17 protein-coding genes and 1 tRNA gene are annotated in these 16,954 nt (G+C 54.0%); 5 read left to right on the top strand and 13 right to left on the bottom strand.

All coding sequences use genetic code 11. From position 1 onward, the window contains the following. Nucleotides 1-353 (top strand): hypothetical protein (locus tag ACIQ2T_RS06105; protein ID WP_397590042.1); only part of this gene is annotated, 353 nt, incomplete at its 5' end. On the opposite strand, the gene ACIQ2T_RS06100 is transcribed toward ACIQ2T_RS06105, so the two are convergent. From ACIQ2T_RS06100 to ACIQ2T_RS06070, 7 genes are all read right to left on the bottom strand, one after another. Then, nucleotides 354-4,163 carry a RecQ family ATP-dependent DNA helicase gene (locus ACIQ2T_RS06100; RefSeq protein WP_397590041.1) on the bottom strand — a complete coding sequence of 1,270 codons (3,810 nt, stop codon included), beginning with the start codon at nucleotides 4,161-4,163 and terminating at the stop codon, nucleotides 354-356. Nucleotides 4,164-4,404: 241 nt separating this feature from the next. Continuing rightward, the gene (locus ACIQ2T_RS06095) at nucleotides 4,405-4,785 is read right to left on the bottom strand and encodes a hypothetical protein (RefSeq protein ID WP_397590040.1); all 381 of its coding nucleotides are present in this window, start codon (nucleotides 4,783-4,785) and stop codon (nucleotides 4,405-4,407) included. Nucleotides 4,786-5,027: 242 nt separating this feature from the next. Then, a tRNA-Arg gene (locus ACIQ2T_RS06090) sits at nucleotides 5,028-5,104 on the bottom strand. Between the two features lie 34 nt (nucleotides 5,105-5,138). Next, nucleotides 5,139-5,630 (bottom strand): DUF1178 family protein, encoded by a 492-nt coding sequence (locus tag ACIQ2T_RS06085; RefSeq protein ID WP_397590039.1) that lies wholly within the window; start codon nucleotides 5,628-5,630, stop codon nucleotides 5,139-5,141. Beyond that, nucleotides 5,627-5,899 carry a glutaredoxin 3 gene (grxC, locus tag ACIQ2T_RS06080; RefSeq protein ID WP_397590038.1) on the bottom strand — a complete coding sequence of 91 codons (273 nt, stop codon included), beginning with the start codon at nucleotides 5,897-5,899 and terminating at the stop codon, nucleotides 5,627-5,629. Before grxC ends, ACIQ2T_RS06085 begins: the two co-directional genes overlap by 4 nt. A 3-nt stretch (nucleotides 5,900-5,902) precedes the next feature. After that, complete coding sequence (locus ACIQ2T_RS06075; protein ID WP_397590037.1) at nucleotides 5,903-6,385, bottom strand: ComF family protein; 483 nt, start codon at nucleotides 6,383-6,385, stop codon at nucleotides 5,903-5,905. After that, nucleotides 6,325-6,741 (bottom strand): double zinc ribbon domain-containing protein, encoded by a 417-nt coding sequence (locus ACIQ2T_RS06070; RefSeq protein WP_397590036.1) that lies wholly within the window; start codon nucleotides 6,739-6,741, stop codon nucleotides 6,325-6,327. Before ACIQ2T_RS06070 ends, ACIQ2T_RS06075 begins: the two co-directional genes overlap by 61 nt. A gap of 6 nt (nucleotides 6,742-6,747) precedes the next feature. On the opposite strand from ACIQ2T_RS06070, the gene ACIQ2T_RS06065 reads away from it, so the two are divergent. Next, nucleotides 6,748-7,596: a class I SAM-dependent methyltransferase gene (locus ACIQ2T_RS06065; RefSeq protein WP_397590035.1), complete on the top strand. Its 849-nt coding sequence runs from the start codon at nucleotides 6,748-6,750 to the stop codon at nucleotides 7,594-7,596. A gap of 9 nt (nucleotides 7,597-7,605) precedes the next feature. Here the strand turns inward: ACIQ2T_RS06065 and ACIQ2T_RS06060 are convergent, their stop codons facing one another. Then, on the bottom strand, nucleotides 7,606-8,013 hold the full coding sequence (locus ACIQ2T_RS06060) for a (deoxy)nucleoside triphosphate pyrophosphohydrolase (RefSeq protein WP_397590034.1): 408 nt from the start codon (nucleotides 8,011-8,013) through the stop codon (nucleotides 7,606-7,608). Nucleotides 8,014-8,378: 365 nt separating this feature from the next. Here ACIQ2T_RS06060 and ACIQ2T_RS06055 point away from each other — a divergent pair, with 365 nt between their 5' ends. Next, complete coding sequence (locus ACIQ2T_RS06055; RefSeq protein WP_397590033.1) at nucleotides 8,379-8,540, top strand: Flp family type IVb pilin; 162 nt, start codon at nucleotides 8,379-8,381, stop codon at nucleotides 8,538-8,540. A 160-nt stretch (nucleotides 8,541-8,700) separates the two neighbouring features. Here the strand turns inward: ACIQ2T_RS06055 and ACIQ2T_RS06050 are convergent, their stop codons facing one another. The 4 genes from ACIQ2T_RS06050 to ACIQ2T_RS06035 form a co-directional block, all read right to left on the bottom strand. After that, a complete protein-coding gene (locus tag ACIQ2T_RS06050; RefSeq protein WP_397590032.1) occupies nucleotides 8,701-10,200 on the bottom strand; it encodes a M48 family metalloprotease in 1,500 nt (499 codons plus the stop codon). A 95-nt stretch (nucleotides 10,201-10,295) separates the two neighbouring features. Then, nucleotides 10,296-11,240, bottom strand: coding sequence for an acetyl-CoA carboxylase carboxyltransferase subunit alpha (locus tag ACIQ2T_RS06045; RefSeq protein WP_397590031.1), 945 nt, complete (start codon nucleotides 11,238-11,240; stop codon nucleotides 10,296-10,298). Further along, nucleotides 11,237-12,163: a tyrosine recombinase gene (locus ACIQ2T_RS06040; RefSeq protein WP_397590030.1), complete on the bottom strand. Its 927-nt coding sequence runs from the start codon at nucleotides 12,161-12,163 to the stop codon at nucleotides 11,237-11,239. The genes ACIQ2T_RS06045 and ACIQ2T_RS06040 overlap by 4 nt, the downstream gene beginning before the upstream one ends. A gap of 30 nt (nucleotides 12,164-12,193) precedes the next feature. After that, nucleotides 12,194-13,975, bottom strand: coding sequence for a hypothetical protein (locus ACIQ2T_RS06035; protein ID WP_397590029.1), 1,782 nt, complete (start codon nucleotides 13,973-13,975; stop codon nucleotides 12,194-12,196). Nucleotides 13,976-14,311: 336 nt separating this feature from the next. Between ACIQ2T_RS06035 and ACIQ2T_RS06030 the strand changes: the two genes are divergently transcribed. Together ACIQ2T_RS06030 and aroB are read left to right on the top strand one after the other, a co-directional pair. Then, nucleotides 14,312-14,791, top strand: coding sequence for a shikimate kinase (locus ACIQ2T_RS06030; RefSeq protein WP_397590043.1), 480 nt, complete (start codon nucleotides 14,312-14,314; stop codon nucleotides 14,789-14,791). Next, nucleotides 14,788-15,888 (top strand): 3-dehydroquinate synthase, encoded by a 1,101-nt coding sequence (gene aroB / locus ACIQ2T_RS06025; protein WP_397590028.1) that lies wholly within the window; start codon nucleotides 14,788-14,790, stop codon nucleotides 15,886-15,888. Before ACIQ2T_RS06030 ends, aroB begins: the two co-directional genes overlap by 4 nt. Here the strand turns inward: aroB and ACIQ2T_RS06020 are convergent. Continuing rightward, the coding region (locus ACIQ2T_RS06020; RefSeq protein ID WP_397590027.1) for a cation:proton antiporter at nucleotides 15,885-16,954 on the bottom strand (1,070 nt) is incomplete at its 5' end. The two genes, aroB and ACIQ2T_RS06020, sit on opposite strands and share 4 nt — an antisense overlap.

Genomic DNA, 16,954 nt, shown 5'->3' with positions numbered 1-16,954 from the left:
CTTCTCAGCATGGCGCAGCACCTTTAGCTTGCGCTGAATATCTCGTTCTTCCTTGGTCATCGGTTCCATCCTTCTGCTTGCCTATCGGCAATATGAAAGATGTCCCGCGAGTCCGTACAGTCCTACAGACGGCAGCAGTAAGCGCGGATGACGCATCAGAGAGGTTCTGGGTATGTTTTTCGGCTGCTTCTGACAGGGTGATGATAGCTTTTGCCGCTGAGGTCAAACTTTCATCCGCCGATTCGAGACCCTTCCGCAACTCCGAGAACTTCGCGAGTTCAGCTAATGCTTCTGACAGCTTCTCTTGTGCTGCCAAGACACGCTGTTCTAATTCGACCATTACCGTCATTTAACTACCCCAATTTTTTCAAAATATGATTGTCATTCGCGATACCTGAGATGTGGCTTACGGCCAGAGTTAAATCCGCTGATATCTCACAAAGAGTTGCGGCACAGGACACCGCGCCCACTGCAGAGGGATTTGCAATGCGTAGCGCGGAAATCGCCTGATCAACGATGTCTACAGAGAGTGAACCGCGACTGCGAGCATTTGCCATAGCCAAAGCTAGTGGAACGGCCATTGCGGGTGCCCTTTGCACAGTCAAACCGCAAAGCCAGTCAACCATACTCGCAAGCTCAGTTGGATTTATCGCATAGCGCTCAGGGGATTGTTCCATCACAACCTCCAACGCTTGGTGCGCGATGCTATCATCGGCGTCCGGACAGAGCATTTCACTGACTGCACGTAGGATCAGAAGACCTGGATGATCTGGATACGATTCCAGAGCGCGAATGGCTAATCCACGAATTTCGCCTGCCTCTAGCGCAGTCAGAGCTTTATCGAGCATTTCAAACCAAGGTGCAAACTCGACCTCCGGCTTGTCGATCAGTGTCTGCAATTGTTCCGCGCCGATCCCCTCCTGAAGGTAATCAAGGAGCCGTCTGCGAATATCTTCATCCATAACACTATTGCGAGCGAGCAGAACAGCTTCTTGCATCGCCCGGCGGCGTGATCTCTCAATTACGTCATATACGAAATCCACAAACAACTTAGCCAGAGAGTTTATAAATTCCAAGACATCGTTGGATTGAAAAGTTTCTAATTGCTGTGCCATCGACTTCGCACGGCCAGGCTGCGATCCCCGTACATAGGAAATTACGCTCTCACGGCAAAAAGCTGCATCGAAGGACCTGGTGTATACCGTAAAAAACCGGCTTCCGTAGTCTACCTCATAATCCCGAACTACACCAATCCGCACAAGGCGGTGCAATGCTCGCTCCTGGCGGTTCCGGAGATCGTCAGAATGGAATGGAACTCGGAGGATATCTGCGCGCTGGATTGGTCCCAGTGAAGCAATTAGTTCAGTGATAGCAGCGAGTTCATCGTCTTCGCCAGAAAACGAGTTCAGGTGGAACCAAAGCGCACGCGTTACGTCGTCTTGCACCGATTTTCTGCCGGCAACTTCCTCGTGTCGCTTCCTAACTTGGGAAATACTGAGCGCTGGGTTTAGCAATGAGTCGGTTCTGGCGGTTTCATGCTCTGAGAAAATCACGGTACATTGTGCAACCTTACGGTCACGTCCAGCACGTCCGACCTCTTGGTAGAATGCCTCAAGCGATCCAGGCATGCCAACATGGACAGTAAACCGAATGTTAGGTTTGTCGATGCCCATACCAAACGCTTTGGTAGACACGATTATGGGCGTATCGTTCCGCTTAAATTTCTTTACATTAACACGCTTCTGAGTTTCCCAATCGCCAAAAAGGCCTTTGGGCGCGCCGCCTGAATAGACTGTAGCCGCGACATTTGTAGTAGATACTACTTCATCCTTTACGTGAAGAACGCCGTGGGTCCTTCCGTTGACGAAAGGTACGAATATGATACCGGAAGCGGTCTCGCGTCCTGATGAGCGGTAAAACTCAGCCTTGGGGACGCCAAAAAGCCCAGGAAGTGCGTTGAGCGTCCCGCGAAGAGCTGCATCGACGTCGACAGCTCTTTCGGGACGACTGATACGAAACCGAAGCTCCGCGCGATCGAAACTCGCTGGACGTATTAGCGAGTCAGGTCTTGAACGGTCGATATCCAGTTCCGTTAGAAGGTCCCGAAGTACTGCTCGTGAGGCAGTTCCAGTGAGCGCCAAAAGCGGCGGGGGCGAGCCGCTGCTATCTTTACAGAAGTCTCGTATGTTGCGCCCCAGATTTAAATAGGCTGGTACAAAATCATGCCCCCACTCAGAAACGCAGTGTGCTTCATCGATGACCGCGAGATTTATCAGCGACGTTTCCGCCAAGGCCCGCAGGGTTGTTCTAAATGAAGGCGATTGTAGCCGAACCGGCGAGTGGAGAACGAACTGATACTCACCCCGCTCAACGCCCAAAAGGAGTTGACGGCGTTCATGCTCTGACGACATTGCGGAAGTGATTGCCGCAACCCGATCTATGCCATAGCTGGCCATTCCCTCTACTTGGTCTTCGATCAATGAAACGATAGGGTCCACAACCATCGTCACCCCTGGCATTAAGAGCCCAGACAGCTGATAGATTATGCTTTTTCCCGCACCAGTTGGAAGCAGGACTACGCTGTCAATTTGTCGAAGAGTGTTGAGGCAGGCGTTGGCTTGTAATGGCCGGAAGTCTTTTTTTCGGAATATCTGCCTAAGAAAAGTAAGAAGGGCTTCGAACTGTCGGTCACTATCATCTTGCGCAATCGGCTGCCTGACGTTGTGGAACGTTGCGCTGAGCGCGAACGCGAGTGGTAGATAGCACGAACGAACTACGATGTCGGACGAAAGCTCCTCTTCAGATAACCGGTGAAATGGACCTGCTGCGACACTTATCGCTACAGATAGAACATCATCCCCAGTAAGCTTTTTCTTAACCTGCTTGTAACTCCAGGTACCTTCCTTGTGTGTCAGAAGGTAAACCTTCCCGCCATCAGAGAGCTGAACGGCTTCAGGAGCAGTCGAGAGACCATATAGGCAATCCAATGCTGAGAGCATTTCGAGAAAATCGAGTGTGGCAGCTAGTGACGTGCCGTCGCCAGAGACTGACACGATTTTCCAAGTCGTTTTTTCAGTGAGCCATCCAAACTGCAAAGCCTTGGCGAGAGCAAATTGAAACTTGCTCGCACTTTGGCAATCATTGATAGCCTCTACGATCCTAAGTTTTTGTTGGTCAGGGCTAGTTTCTTTCAAAGAAGCTAGGACGGTTTCGAGGTTGCGAAGTGCGGGACCATCTCCGGCATCGATCTCGGTGTTAGGTATCCGCAGCACCTCAATGCCTAGCTCAGCAAGTGAGGCATCCCGATCTGTATCGACCGCAGGGTCATCATCATGCTCATCGCCATCGATTTCGATGGCAAATGTTCCAGCGATCGGGTGTGCAACGAGAAAGTCAATGCGGCGCCCGCCAAAGCTCACTTCACCAAGTTGTTGCAGCAAGGTGTCTAGGCTTGCTTGAGGCCAAAACCACTGCCCCGCAGACGCGCCAAGTAGCGCCGGAACGATTGTGGTCAAGAAAACACGCTCACGGGGACTATCAAAGAGTGTTAATCCTTCGGTGAAATCCTCGTCCAAAGTAAAGGCTGACCGGTTGCATAGCTGCGATAGAAAGTCGGCGGATTCAAATTGCGCAGCAGCCTTGCTTGTAAGCCTGAATTGGATGTCTGCATCCCCACCATCAACAACATGATCACTTAATTGTTGCCGCTCGATGGCATCCTTTTCGATGGAGAGCGTCGGTAGCGGGGCTTTACCGCGCTGCAGAACCTTCAGGAGCAAACCACTAATCAGGACTTTTTCTGGACTGCTGTTTCGTGCTTTGTTTTTTTTCGAGAGAAATTGAGCTTGCGACAGCAGATTGGTCAGTTGGTTATTAGGGCTGTTTACTGCTTCTCGGACAAAGTCCGGCAGTGAGCCGATCGTGGTATATTCGGAGTACCAGTTGGTTCGCGAAACACGATCAGACCATGCGACCGGAAGTCGCAAAAGGGAGCGTTGAGATGAACCGACTGGCGCTTGAGAGGCCGAAAAACCGTTGGGCTGAAAGTCCCGCGTGCCACGACATTCTGGATATTGGGAGCAACCCCAGAATTGTCCTCCCTTGTTGGCCACCCTCAATCGCATCGAGGCGCCACATGTTGGGCATCGATATTCTTCGAGCACGTCCTCGATGCCTGCCATGCTCTTACCTCGGTAAATTATTTTATTCAGACTTGTAACGCTTCCGTTCCAGTCTATTATTTGCCGTTATGCCACAACAGCTTCGAAAGCCAAGTGGCTTATGTCGCCGAGATATTAGTGGCACTGTCGGGCGTTTTATAACCCGTTGATGTATCGGAAGATAGCAGCCTTAGCCCGCGACGTGTTGGCCACCTTTGCCCCGAACGCCAGCGGGCTGTTTCGGCTAAGATGGTGATGGGGTAACGAAACTCACGATAACCAGCATTAGCGTCGCCATCGCCACAATCCACGGCCAAGGGGAAGCCCATGGCGAACGCTTAGACAACTTCTCTAGCCGTTCAATAGCAAGTTTGATGGATGCCTGTTGCTGTTGAAGTTCCTTGAGGGCACCTACCATGGCATCGTTCTCGACATATGAACCAGCATCTTCAGCAAGAAGTTCAACCTCGTCCAAAAGCTGCAACACCTGACGCAGTCGTGGAATGGCATTGGCATCAGGTATGCCGATCATAGCCATCGCTTCCTCATGCTTTTGCTTAGCCAAAGTCAGCATGGCACTGACGTGGTTTGCAGCGGCAGTGGGTAGGTCAGGTTCGGTGGTCATGGACACCCAAGTTAGGGTGTGTGAGCTTTATGGGAAGTGGGGATGGCATATGATACGAGAAAATTGCCACCCAGCTTCACTACTAAATGGGGTGATTTGGCTTAGGCCATTATAAGATAAACCGAAGATTCACATGGACTGAGATGTAAGCACATTCCTTTTCGGTGCTTACATGGTGCTTACATTTCAGGAAATGCTGGCAATGTCAGAACCACAAACACTACCTAAACCATTGAAATACTTGGTGCACCCAACTGGATTCGAACCAGTGGCCCCCAGATTAGGAATCTGATGCTCTATCCTGCTGAGCTATGGGTGCCTTGTGGTGGCCATAGCTGCCCACATTCCCGGGGTCAATTTTTAGCAGAGGGCGGGACGACCGGAAATAATAATGGCGCTACGCCAATGCCTTCATCGGCTAAGGCCTTTGCCTCGCCGGTGCTTGTTTCACCGTGAATAAGGCGGTCCGGCTCTTCGCCATAATGGATTGCACGGGCGGTCTCGGCAAAGTTGCCGCCCACCCACTGCGAGTTATCCAGCATTTCGGTTTGTGCGCGCGCAAGTTTTTGTACCAGTTCAACCAATGCTGGGGACGGGCCTTCCGCAGCGGCAGGTGTTGGGCCTGTCACATCGGCCTGCGGCGCTACAACTGCGGGCGGACGCATCGCGCGCTGATTGCCCTTTCGTGGCACGTTGGGCACCGAAAGCGCCTTATGGATGTGTATATCGGCGCACAGCGGGCACACCAGCATGCCGCTGGACTTTTGCGTATCAAAATCGGCAGAGGACGCAAACCAGCCCTCGAACGGGTGTCCGTTGCCGCAGTTCAGGTCGAATGCGATCATTGCGCGCCGCCGACTCCAAGCAATTGATCAAGCTTTCCTTGGGAATCCAGAGCACGCAGGTCGTCCGATCCGCCCATTGCAACGTCGTTGATGAAAACCTGTGGTACCGTCCGGGCGCCGGGCGCGCGCGCAACCATCTCAGCGCGCTTGGCGCCACCCATTGTCACATCATATTCGGTATATTTGATACCTTTGCTATCCAAAAGATGTTTGGCACGGACGCAATAAGGGCATCCGAATTTGGTGTAGATTTCAACAGTTGCGGTCATGACTTAGAGATGGTGTGCAACGGTACCCAAGTCAAGCGTCGCGCAATATCGAAGCGGCCCGTTGGGTAGTGCCACGCAAAGCACGCGCCCAACAAAAATCTGCACCCAGCTTGCGCCGTTGCGTTTCAGCACCGACACACATCCGTCGCTGGTCGCACCCGTGGTGAACACATCATCAATCAGGATGAGGCGGAGCCCCTTTACCCTGCCCTGCCATTTAGGGTTCACGGCAAAGGCGCCGCCCACGGCTTTTTTGCGGCGCCGCACGTCGAGGCCGCGCATAGTTGGCGTGCGTTTATGCCTGACCAATATGTCGGGAACAAAGGGGATGCCGCTTAATGCGGCCAGCTCTTGGCCAATAAGGGCGGATTGGTTGAAGGTGCGCGACCACATCCGGGTCCAGTGCAACGGGACTGGGGTGATGATCAAATCGGCATGATCATCAGGCAAATGCCTAACCAGTTGCCGTGCGATGACGCGGGCCAAGCCAATTTTCCGCCATATTTCAGCCGAAGCACAACTTGCGCCGATACATCATCATATTTCACGGCGGCGCGGATGCCGTCATGCCGGGGTGGGTGCGCGATACATGACGCGCAATAAGCATCATCGCCACGGTCAAATTCGAAAGGCGCTGCGCATCCGCGGCACCAAGGCGGCCCCAGAAATTCCAAATTTTGCCAGCAAGAGACGCAAAAGGGTCCACCCGCTGCGGTGATTGCGCCGCAACAGGGGCAGCGTTCAGGCAACACCCAATTCAACATTATATGGAAAATGTGGCTGCCCCATGCCATATCAGACTTGTCGGACAAAGCATCGCGCTTCACAAGGCACAAATGCATGAAGATGTGACTCCACCAGAGATTTTTGACCGCCGCCGTCGCCGGAGCTTGCGGGAACGCGCGGACAGGCGGACAGGCGACATGTTTCTGTGGAACCATATTGCGCAAGATCTTGCCGAGCGGCTTTCCGCCGTAACGCGTATATTTGAACATGCGCTGATCATCGGCCCAATCGCGCGATGGCAGGCAGACATTCTGCCGCCGAACGTTCGCTATACGCTGGCGACGCTGCGCGAAGACGGAACAGGGGAAGATTGCGTTATCGTGCTGGACGAGGACCGCCTGCCATTCGCGCAGGGGAGCTTTGACCTTGTGATATCCGCTGGCACGCTCGACAGCGTCAATGATCTTCCCGGTGCTCTTATTCAGATACGCCGTATCTTGCGGCCTGACGGGCTTTTTCTTGGCCATATGTTTGGGGCTGGAACATTAGGTACGCTGAAATCCATGTTTCTCGAATCCGATGCGGAACGCATCGCGGCGCATATACATCCACAGATTGATTTGCGCAGCGCGGCCGACCTGATTGTCCGTGCGGGGTTCAGCCTGCCAGTTGCAGACCAAGACAATTCTTTAGTCCGCTATGCAGACTGGCGCGCAATCATCTCTGACATTCGCGACGCGGGGGTTGGCAACGCCCTTTCGGGACCACGCGTCTTTTTAGGGAAGGACATCGCCGCCCGATTGGATGAAATCTTCGCAAGGCGCGCCGACGAACACGGCAAGGTTACCGAATGCTATGCGCATGTGCACCTAAGTGGGTGGGCACCGTCGGAGAACCAACCTCGCCCCGCCAAAAGAGGAAGCGCGCAAGTTTCTCTCGCTGACGTCTTATCAAAGGACCGCAAAATCTAGGGTCAGGACCTAAAGCGACTGAAGCTTTCGTACCAAAGGATAATCTGCCGGTGGCATCGGCAATACAGACATGTCCTGCGGCAGAAGCCATTGGATATCGGTTGCGTAAATCGGTTTTGGGGTGCCGACCCAATGGTCACAACGATACAGCAGTAGTACAAGATTTCGATCACCCAGCGGCGCACTTGCAAATGTCTCCGGCACCAGATCCTGCGCTGCTACCGTAATGCCCAGCTCCTCCTCCAGCTCTCGGATGAGCGCAACTTCGGGGGATTCGCCATTGTCGACCTTGCCGCCTGGGAACTCCCATAACCCGCCCATTTGCGCTCCCTCAGGACGCTTTTGAAGCAGAATTTGACCCTTCTCGTTGGTTAAGGCCGCGGCAACCACGAACAATATTGTCGGATTTTTTTCCATATTCTCATCGTGCTGAAAGGCTTTGTTAACCCATATGTGGGATTTTGACGAAGGTCGCAACCAAGCAATGAAGTAGGGCCAGACGTGTTGGAATTCGTTTTTCGCATTGCAAAGTGCGACCGCGGCGCGACAGCAGTAGAATATGGTTTGATAGTTTCATTAATCATTATTGCGATGATTGCTTCTCTGGGCAACCTTGCCGAGAGTAATAACGGAATTTGGATTAATGTTTCGAACAAATTTACAAAAAGTACGCGATGATTATCGGCTTAATCATTTAGTAAACATTAATGAATTATCGTTCCCAAGGTGGATACTTTAACAAAACCGCCTCGGCGTATGAAGAAACAGACTGGAGACCAAACATGAAAATTATCAAGAAAATCTTCAAAAACGAAGACGGCGCTACTGCAATCGAATATGGCCTCATCGCCGCTTTGATTGCTGTTGCAGCAATCACTGCAATGACCAGCCTCGGCACGAACCTGACGAATACCTTCAACAGGGTCGCCACTAACCTTAGATAAAAAGCGGCGTGTGAAAATCTGTGGATCAGCTCCTCAGTTTTTCAAGAACATCAGGACGGAAACTTCGGTTTCCGTCCTTTTTTATGGCACGTTGCTGCGGCATTCAGGTGTTGGCTGGAACCCTTGGTAAAGAAGCCAGAGGGTCTTCGCTGGTTTCGTTTTAATATGTAACGATTTTCAGCTTTTGACCTGCCCGCACTGTTGCGTTGGATGGCAAGCCATTCAACGCCAAAAAGCGCTCGGTCTGCAGCGACGTATATGCCATGCGTCCGGCAAGCGATGCTAAGGTATCGCGCGGCCCCGCCGAAATAACGCGCAGCTTGCGTGGCTTTATTGCGGCCGCCTGCGAACTGTTCAAGCGCGACATGCTTGAAAACATTTGGTCAAATGGGTTGGCATTGGTGGCCGTTATCGTCACGAAATGATAGGCCGTCCCTGGCGCCCATTCATAGGCAAATACGCGCACTACGCGTTGCCCCTGTTGGGTATTGACCACCGAAACGCTGTAAAATGCGGGAATGTCATTCACCGTCGTCCGGCGAATATCCCCAACCGGAATGGTCGCACCCTCGCCCGATACTGCCTTCAACGCCTTGGAAATATAGCTTTGGCGGTTACCGTCAAATGCCGCTGCGGTAAAAATGGCTTTTCCGCTATTTCCGTTGATGGAAACGGCGTCGCTGCCATTCTGAATGCCGAAGCCATTGGGCGCTGTGAATTGCATTTTAAGCTGCGGATGCAGGAATTCCTGCCCTTCGATCACGCCTTGCGCGGGGTCATCGCCATATAACATGCCGTCAATCGCGGTCAGATGAGCGTCCGCATTACGAAATGTGCTCACAGGGTAAGCCTTGGACCGCGTTTCTGCCCGCACAACACGCCGCGCAGGATCAGGGTGCGTGCTTGCCCATTCCGGAATTTGGCCGTCGGCCAAACCGGCAATCCGTGAGTCTACGACCGTCTGCAAGGCGAGCGAGTTGAGCATAGACGCCAGCGCGCTTGGATCATAGCCGGCCTTGCTGAGGTAAAGGATGCCGTAATCATCCGCTTCCTCTTCCTGCGTACGAGAATATTTCAAGCTGAACACTTGCGCCAGCGGCCCTGCATATTGTTGCAAGCCACCACCAATCGCCCCCAGCAATCCGCCCGAATTACCAAGCACTGAACCCAATATGCTCCCACCCATGCCCAACAGGCCAGCAAGCGTCGCATTGCTTTTGCGTTTCTCGCTGTGCCGTGCGGCGGTATGCCCGACCTCATGCCCCAGAACCCCCGCCATTTCGGCCTCGCTGTTGCACAGGGCGACAAGCTGACGGGTGATGTAGACAAAGCCACCGGGCAAGGCGAAAGCGTTGTTCACGGACGAATTGAGCAACGTCATATTAAAATCGCTCTGCGCATTGCCGAGCCCCGACTGCATCGCGATATTTTTGCCGACGCGCACAACATATTCCGTTTGCGGACTTTGCATCGGCCCGCCAAATTCCTTTAAGATTTCTGTGTTGTATTTGGCGCCTTCCGCCTTTTCTTTGGGGCTGAATGGCTTTGGGGCGGGTGCAGCCTTAGTGCTTGTTTTAGCTTCGATCGGCATGTTGGTGCCAGACGTTGCCAGTGCCAATATCGCGGCACTACCAATCAAAAACGCCTTAGAAAAACGCATAAAGATACCCCTTAAACAAGGAGAATGGTGATTAGCATATTGTGTTGCAAGGGTTCAAACACACTGTGGCTTTACCCAAGGATAGCCGAAAACTTTCAAGCGCCCATGGCTAAAAATTTTGCCCGGCGTTGCTGCAACAGTTCCTTTGAGGAAAAAGCAGACAATGCTTCCAATTCCTCGTCTATAGCCGATGCCAGCGTCGCTGCTGCCAGCGCATGGTCGCGATGCGCACCGCCGACTGGCTCTTTAACAATGCGATCAATGATGCGCAGCGATTTGAGATCGTCTGCAGTCATTTTCATCGCCTGCGCTGCATCAGCCGCCTTGTCGCCTGTACGCCACAAAATCGATGCACAGCCTTCGGGTGAGATCACCGAATAAACGGCATATTGAAACATGAGGACCCTGTCTGCTGCCGCTAAGGCAACTGCGCCGCCCGACCCGCCCTCGCCCACAATGCACGCAATCATGGGGACGCCAAGTGCCAAGCATTTTTCGGTAGAACGAGCAATAGCTTCGGCCTGCCCGCGTTCTTCGGCCTGAATCCCAGGAAACGCGCCTGACGTGTCCACCAAGCTTACGACGGGAATAGCAAAGCGATCAGCAAGCTCCATTAAGCGGATAGCTTTACGATAGCCCTCGGGCTTTCCCATACCAAAATTATGGCGCAGCCGGCTTTGGGTATCGTCGCCTTTCTCATGGCCAATGACCATGACCCGGCGACCATGTAGTCGCGCAAGCCCGCCGATGATCGCTTGGTCATCGCCAAAGGCGCGATCCCCGGCCAGCGGCATGAAATCTTCGAACATGGATGCGATGTAATGCTTGAAATGTGGCCGTTCCGGATGGCGCGCAACTTGCGTTTTCTGCCATGCCGTCAGATTTGCATAAGTGTCGGCGAGTTGCTTGTCCGCCTTGCCACGTAATTTTGCGATTTCTGCGTCCGCATCGACGTCACTTTCTTGCGCAGCGGCTTGGAGTTCCAAGATGCGCGCTTCCAAAGCAGCGACAGGCTTTTCGAAGTCAAGATATACCATCATGCCTGCCGGTTAGAGCCTGCGGCGCGACGGGTCAATGTGCGCGTTGCCAAAGGATGCCGCCGATTGACCAGTTCGACCAGCCGGCTGCTGTCCACATGCGTGTAAATCTGCGTTGTGGCGATGTCGGCATGGCCCAGCATGGACTGTAACGCCCGCAGGTTTGCGCCTCCTGCCAACAAATGCGTGGCAAAAGCATGCCGAAGGACATGCGGACTAACCTTTGCCGGGTCCAAACCGGCCTGCGCCGCCAGTTCCTTTATAATCTGAAACAGACGGATGCGGCTGATATGGCTTGCGCGCGAGGGAAATAGAAAGCGTGCCTTTTCAGGTATCATGGCCGACCAAGTGCCAACGGCTTGGCGTGCACGGTTAGAGATGGGAACCAAACGTTCCTTCGCGCCCTTGCCTTTGACGATAATGAATGGCTGATCCGACACGACAGCATTTCGGGGCAGCGCCGCCAGTTCGGTTGCGCGTAATCCTGATCCATAAAGCAATTCGATAAGAGCCGCCAAGCGGAAGTCGGCGGGCGCAGGATGAGGCTGTGCAAGCTTGTCCGCAATGACGGCGAACAACTTATCCACTTCGTTGATATCAAGAATTTTAGGAAGTGTGCGCGCCTGTGGTGGCTTTGGCAACGCCGCAGACGGATTGTCGGCGCGAAAGCCCTCCTCATGCAAAAAAGCGAAAAAGCGCCGAAGTGCCGATACCTTGCGCGCAACTGAGCTATTGGCAAGGTCTCGCCAATTACTTGCCAGTTCCGCCAGATTGTCGGCGCCAGCGTGACTCAGCTTTCCCTCCAACAAGCGGGATGCAGCCAGAAGGTCACTTTTATATGCAGAAAGCGTATTGCTTGCCACGCCTTGCTCGGCTGCTAGCATTTCCAGAAACCGGGTAATCAGATCACGATCGGACGCGCTCATATATGGCCGGTATGTGCCGTGGACCGAAGATCAGCCAAAAGTAACCGCTTCTGCCGCAATCATCCGTGCCTCTGGTTCCAGCCCCACCTGACGCAACGCCCGCACGATATGATATAGATGGAAAGCAGGAATTGATGACCAAGACGCGGCCTGCATTCCAGCGATTGCCATCAACGCAACTGTTCCCTTTTCGCCGCGCTGGGCCGCCGCAGTGATGGCTTTCGACCATGCTGTCTGCCGCGATATGTTCACCTTGAGGTCGCCGCCAAATTCGGTCCGCGCATCGGCATCAATTCGGCCAAGGCCAGAAAGTCCCGCTAAAAGCAGGGCAGATTTATGGCCCTCGACGCTTTCGTCGTTGCTGTAGAATGCGTCGAGATTGCCATAATCCGCTGGCCCAACCCGCCCAGGCGCGCCCAAAGTGATAAGTGCCCAACCGAGCGATCCGTCAGGCACGACGTTTACCCAGCGCGCGGCGGACCGATCAAGTCCAGCAGTCATCATGGACGCAACCAAGCCATCAGCCTCTGCCTTATGGTCTGCATCAGGCGCAATCAACGCCGCAGCCCGCGCGGTCATAACGAGCGCAGCGTGATAATCAGCGCCAGCAGCGGCGGCCGACCATAAGGATGTCATAGCCGCAACCTTTGCATCCGCGCCCGAGGCCGTGTACGCATTGCCCAAGTTTTCTGCCTTTGTCCGCTCAGCATCAGGCGCGTCGGAATCTTCAAACACTTGGGCATAAAGATCAACCATATCGCGGTTCGACAATATACCTAAAGCAGCAGCACCAGAGGCATATTTGACCCGGATCGTCGGTGTGAACATCGGCAATTGTGCGCGCCATCCGTCAACCTGCCGGCCGATTTTGCTAAAAAGCCTCTCGGGCGGTTCCAAACCGACAGCAGCGGACAGACCAAAGCGCCATGGGTTCATGCCCTCGACATTGTCCCATTCAATCTGGACCGAACGTCGCCCGTTAATGCCCGCGCCAACGACTTTTTCCGCCAAAAGATAGTCAACGCCGCGGACCCAGCCCTGATAACGGCCCTGATTGATAAAGGCGGTCGCGCTGCCTTGTTCACCCGCTAATGACGCGCAGATGGCCCGCGACATTTTCCAGTTGCCATTATTGACCAGGCGCACGCCGCTTTCGCTGAGCGGGCAGAGGCCTGCTACATCGCCATTGGCAAGATACGCTTGCATGGCAACTTCATGCAGCCGCTTTGTATAATTTCCACCATCAACTTGCTGAACGAGGTTACGCGCAACGACAGAATCACCCATGCGCAAAAGCAACCAAGCACGCTCGGCTGTCCAGTCGGCACCGCTCACCCCTTCTGGCGTATTGGTTCGGCTCGCAAGCAACCGCCGGGCCATAATCGTCCCCCAACGCGAGGCAATCGGACCAGACGTACGTTCGACAACTTGCATTAGAAACGGCCCGCTAAGCGACCCGAAAGAGTCCGCGGGAAAGCCGCCAGATGCTTGGGAAATTATTCCGATATTGCTTAAAGATCGGCGCGCAGCAGGTGGAACATCATATCGGACGATCTGTGCTGGCGTTTCTTCGTCTGTCTCCGCATCAGCCTCAGCAGTCGGATCGCCCTCAATTGCCGCTGCGCTTGGTGAAGTTGCCCCAGGCGCCGCTGGCGTCGGTCGGCGGGCAGACGCGGGCGGCGGCGGTGCAGGGTCTCCAAAGCCTTCAGGCAGCAAAGATTCGGGACCTTGCTGCCCTAAAGCTGGCAAGGACATGACCAGAAGAAGAGCACTCGCAACCAAAAGGCTGCTTTTTGATATCTTGTCAGTCAATGATGCGAACCTGATTCCATAGTTGCGAACTGCAATGTTATTAGTTCCAATAGCATTGGCTGCGCAGGCCGCAACCATGCGGTGAGAATAGCAAGCCAAGGCCCCTAGCGGCAACAGTTACTATGCACCAAAATCCAATGTCGCGCCACGCCGAGGAAGAAGTGAAATTAAGATTTTGTTTTTGCTATATAAATTAACAAAACGCCAAATTGCTTTCGGCTTAAGCCAAGCCACTATATAGGTCGTCGGGTCATGGCGTTACATAACGAACCGCAAACCCAGAAAGGCGATATACGCGCCGCGTTCATTATCGACCGGCCAATCGTGCTTGTCGGCATGATGGGTGTTGGCAAAACCAGCATTGGCAAGCGACTTGCGGCACGCCTTGGCACAGACTTTGTCGATGCGGATGACGAAATTGAAAAGGCCGCGGGCCTGTCTATCGCCGAGATATTCGAAAAATATGGTGAGGATTATTTCCGCGATGGCGAACGCCGGGTAATTGCGCGGCTGATCGAGGAGAGCCCCAAAGTCATTGCCACCGGCGGTGGCGCATTCGTTAACGACTTTACCCGCGCATTGATATTGGAGCGCGCAACATCAATCTGGCTTGATGCCGATATCCAGATATTGGCCGACCGTGTATCGCGGAGAAGCAATCGCCCGCTTTTAAAAGGCAAGGACCCCGTCACGGTTCTGACGGAACTTGGCAAAATCCGAAACCCGCTTTATGCGGCGGCGAACTTCCACATTCGCAGCGATACATCACCACATGCGCGGACGGTTGAGAATATTCTAAAGGCGCTTGCTGCATGACCGTGATTTCCGTCGATCTTTCCAACGCACCTTATGACATCCATGTGCGTGCAGGTTTGTTGGCGGATGCAGGGACGCATTTGATGCCCTTTGCCCGCGACAATCGCTTACTCATAGTGACCGATGAAAATGTCGCCCATGCCGTTTTGCCTGCGTTGCACGCCGCACTGACGGCGGTGGGAATTGATACGGCTGTTTTCACACTTCCGACAGGCGAAGCGGGTAAAAGCTGGGAACAGTTGGAGCGTCTGACCAATTGGCTGCTTGAACAGCATGTGGAACGCAGCGACCATATTGTCGCATTTGGTGGCGGCGTGGTCGGCGACATCACGGGTTTTGCTGCACATATCGTCAAACGCGGCTGCGCTTTTGTCCAGATACCAACAACTTTGCTTGCGCAGGTCGACAGCAGCGTCGGCGGCAAAACCGCGATTAACAGCGCAGCTGGCAAAAACATGGTCGGTGCCTTTCATCAGCCCGCCTTGGTGCTCATTGATCCAGACCTGTTATCAACTTTGCCCACGCGCCAGCTCGCCGCCGGCTTTGCCGAGGTGGTGAAATATGGCTTAATCGATGACCTAGAGTTTTTCGATTATTGCGATGCACATCTCGAACGCTTTTTTGCAGGCGATGCCCATGTGCGTGCGCAGGCCATCATTCGGTCGGTGCAGTCCAAGGCGCGGATCGTCGCTGCGGACGAGACCGAACGCACTGGCACACGCGCCTTGCTCAATCTGGGGCACACTTTCGGCCATGCTTTGGAAGCTGACACCGGCTTTTCAGATAGACTGTTCCATGGCGAGGCGGTCGCGGCCGGCATGGCATTGGCGTTTCGCTACTCCGTCCGGCTGGGCCTTTGCCCCGCAGAGGATGCACAGCGTGCCACAGGGCTTCTAAAGCAGGCGGGCTTACCCACCAACTTATCGGAGGCCGGCGTGACCGCTAATGGCGCCGCACTGGTCGACTATATGCGCCACGACAAGAAAATGAGCGGGGGAACCCTCCCCTTCTTGCTCGCACGCGGGATCGGCCAAACATTCCTGTCCAAAGATGTCCATTTGGAAGATGTTGCCGCGTTCCTCGACAGCGAAGCTTAATCCTGCGTAATGAGATAGTCGTCGGAATCATCGACACCAAAACTGTGGCGGGTTCCGGCATGCATATCGCCACTATTAAATTGCGCCTTAAGCCGGCTTCGGTCGCGGCGTCGGAACTCCGCGATGATATCCAGGATAACCTCGCGATCAGTGCCAAAATATTTGAGCGCATCGGCAGACATGCGGATTGAGGATTCAAACACCTCGCGCATGATGCTGATGCCGTCATCTTCCATAAGTTTGAGCGCTTGCTCCCTGTCGAATGCACGCACGAACAACTTTGTCCGAGGGAATGTCTCGCGCACGGGTATCAGCGATTCTGCGGTCACATAACGATCATCAATGCAGAAGAATATCGCCTGCGCGTCTTCTCCCCCCGCACGCTTAAGCAAGTCAACGCGCGTGCCATCGCCATAAAAAACCTTGAAACCAAAGTCGCTGCTGAGGTCAATGGTCTGCGGGTTGATGTCAATCAACGTAACAGAGCGTCCCGCCGCCTGCATAATTTGCGACACTTGCTGTCCAAAACGGCCATGGCCGACAATGATGACATTGGCTTGCGATGCCAGTGCGGGGTCATCAAGCTGCACATCTTCCTTGCCCGTACGTGCGGCAAGCTTACCTGCAATGATCATCAGGAAAGGTGTCGTCGCCATCGACAGGGTAACGACCGCCCCGAATAGGCTTCCCGCCTCTGGCTCGATCAGCAAAGCCTGTTGCGCTGCTGTGAACAAGACAAAGGCGAACTCACCACCTTGGCTCAAAAGCATAGCCATGATGATGGACTGCTTACTCTTCAGGCCAAAGAACCGGCCCAATGCGAAGATGACCGTTATCTTGACGGCGACGAGGGCGAGCGCAAGACTGGCGACAAACAAGGGCTGCGCGAGAATGACGTCGACATCAAGCAACATACCAACGGCGAGGAAGAAAAGCCCCAGCAAGATTGATCGAAACGGATCAATGTCCGCCTCAAGCTCATGCCGATACGGCGAATCCGCGAGCATCACGCCTGCAACAAACGCACCAAGCGCTGGCGATACGCCGATCGCCTGCATCACCGCAG

The organism is Sphingorhabdus sp. (assembly GCF_044357595.1).
In the GTDB taxonomy this organism is placed as follows: domain Bacteria; phylum Pseudomonadota; class Alphaproteobacteria; order Sphingomonadales; family Sphingomonadaceae; genus Sphingorhabdus_B.
Note: the sequence above shows the minus strand (reverse complement) of the source record. Positions and strands in the feature narration are given on the sequence as shown.

Coding starts and splice junctions, on each gene's coding strand:
- ACIQ2T_RS06095 (WP_397590040.1), bottom strand. CDS start 4,785: ATGACCACCGAACCTGACCTACCCACTGCCGCTGCAAACCACGTCAGT.
- ACIQ2T_RS06085 (WP_397590039.1), bottom strand. CDS start 5,630: ATGATCGCATTCGACCTGAACTGCGGCAACGGACACCCGTTCGAGGGC.
- grxC (WP_397590038.1), bottom strand. CDS start 5,899: ATGACCGCAACTGTTGAAATCTACACCAAATTCGGATGCCCTTATTGC.
- ACIQ2T_RS06070 (WP_397590036.1), bottom strand. CDS start 6,741: ATGCATTTGTGCCTTGTGAAGCGCGATGCTTTGTCCGACAAGTCTGAT.
- ACIQ2T_RS06060 (WP_397590034.1), bottom strand. CDS start 8,013: ATGGAAAAAAATCCGACAATATTGTTCGTGGTTGCCGCGGCCTTAACC.
- ACIQ2T_RS06055 (WP_397590033.1), top strand. CDS start 8,379: ATGAAAATTATCAAGAAAATCTTCAAAAACGAAGACGGCGCTACTGCA.
- ACIQ2T_RS06050 (WP_397590032.1), bottom strand. CDS start 10,200: ATGCGTTTTTCTAAGGCGTTTTTGATTGGTAGTGCCGCGATATTGGCA.
- ACIQ2T_RS06045 (WP_397590031.1), bottom strand. CDS start 11,240: ATGATGGTATATCTTGACTTCGAAAAGCCTGTCGCTGCTTTGGAAGCG.
- ACIQ2T_RS06040 (WP_397590030.1), bottom strand. CDS start 12,163: ATGAGCGCGTCCGATCGTGATCTGATTACCCGGTTTCTGGAAATGCTA.
- ACIQ2T_RS06030 (WP_397590043.1), top strand. CDS start 14,312: ATGATGGGTGTTGGCAAAACCAGCATTGGCAAGCGACTTGCGGCACGC.
- aroB (WP_397590028.1), top strand. CDS start 14,788: ATGACCGTGATTTCCGTCGATCTTTCCAACGCACCTTATGACATCCAT.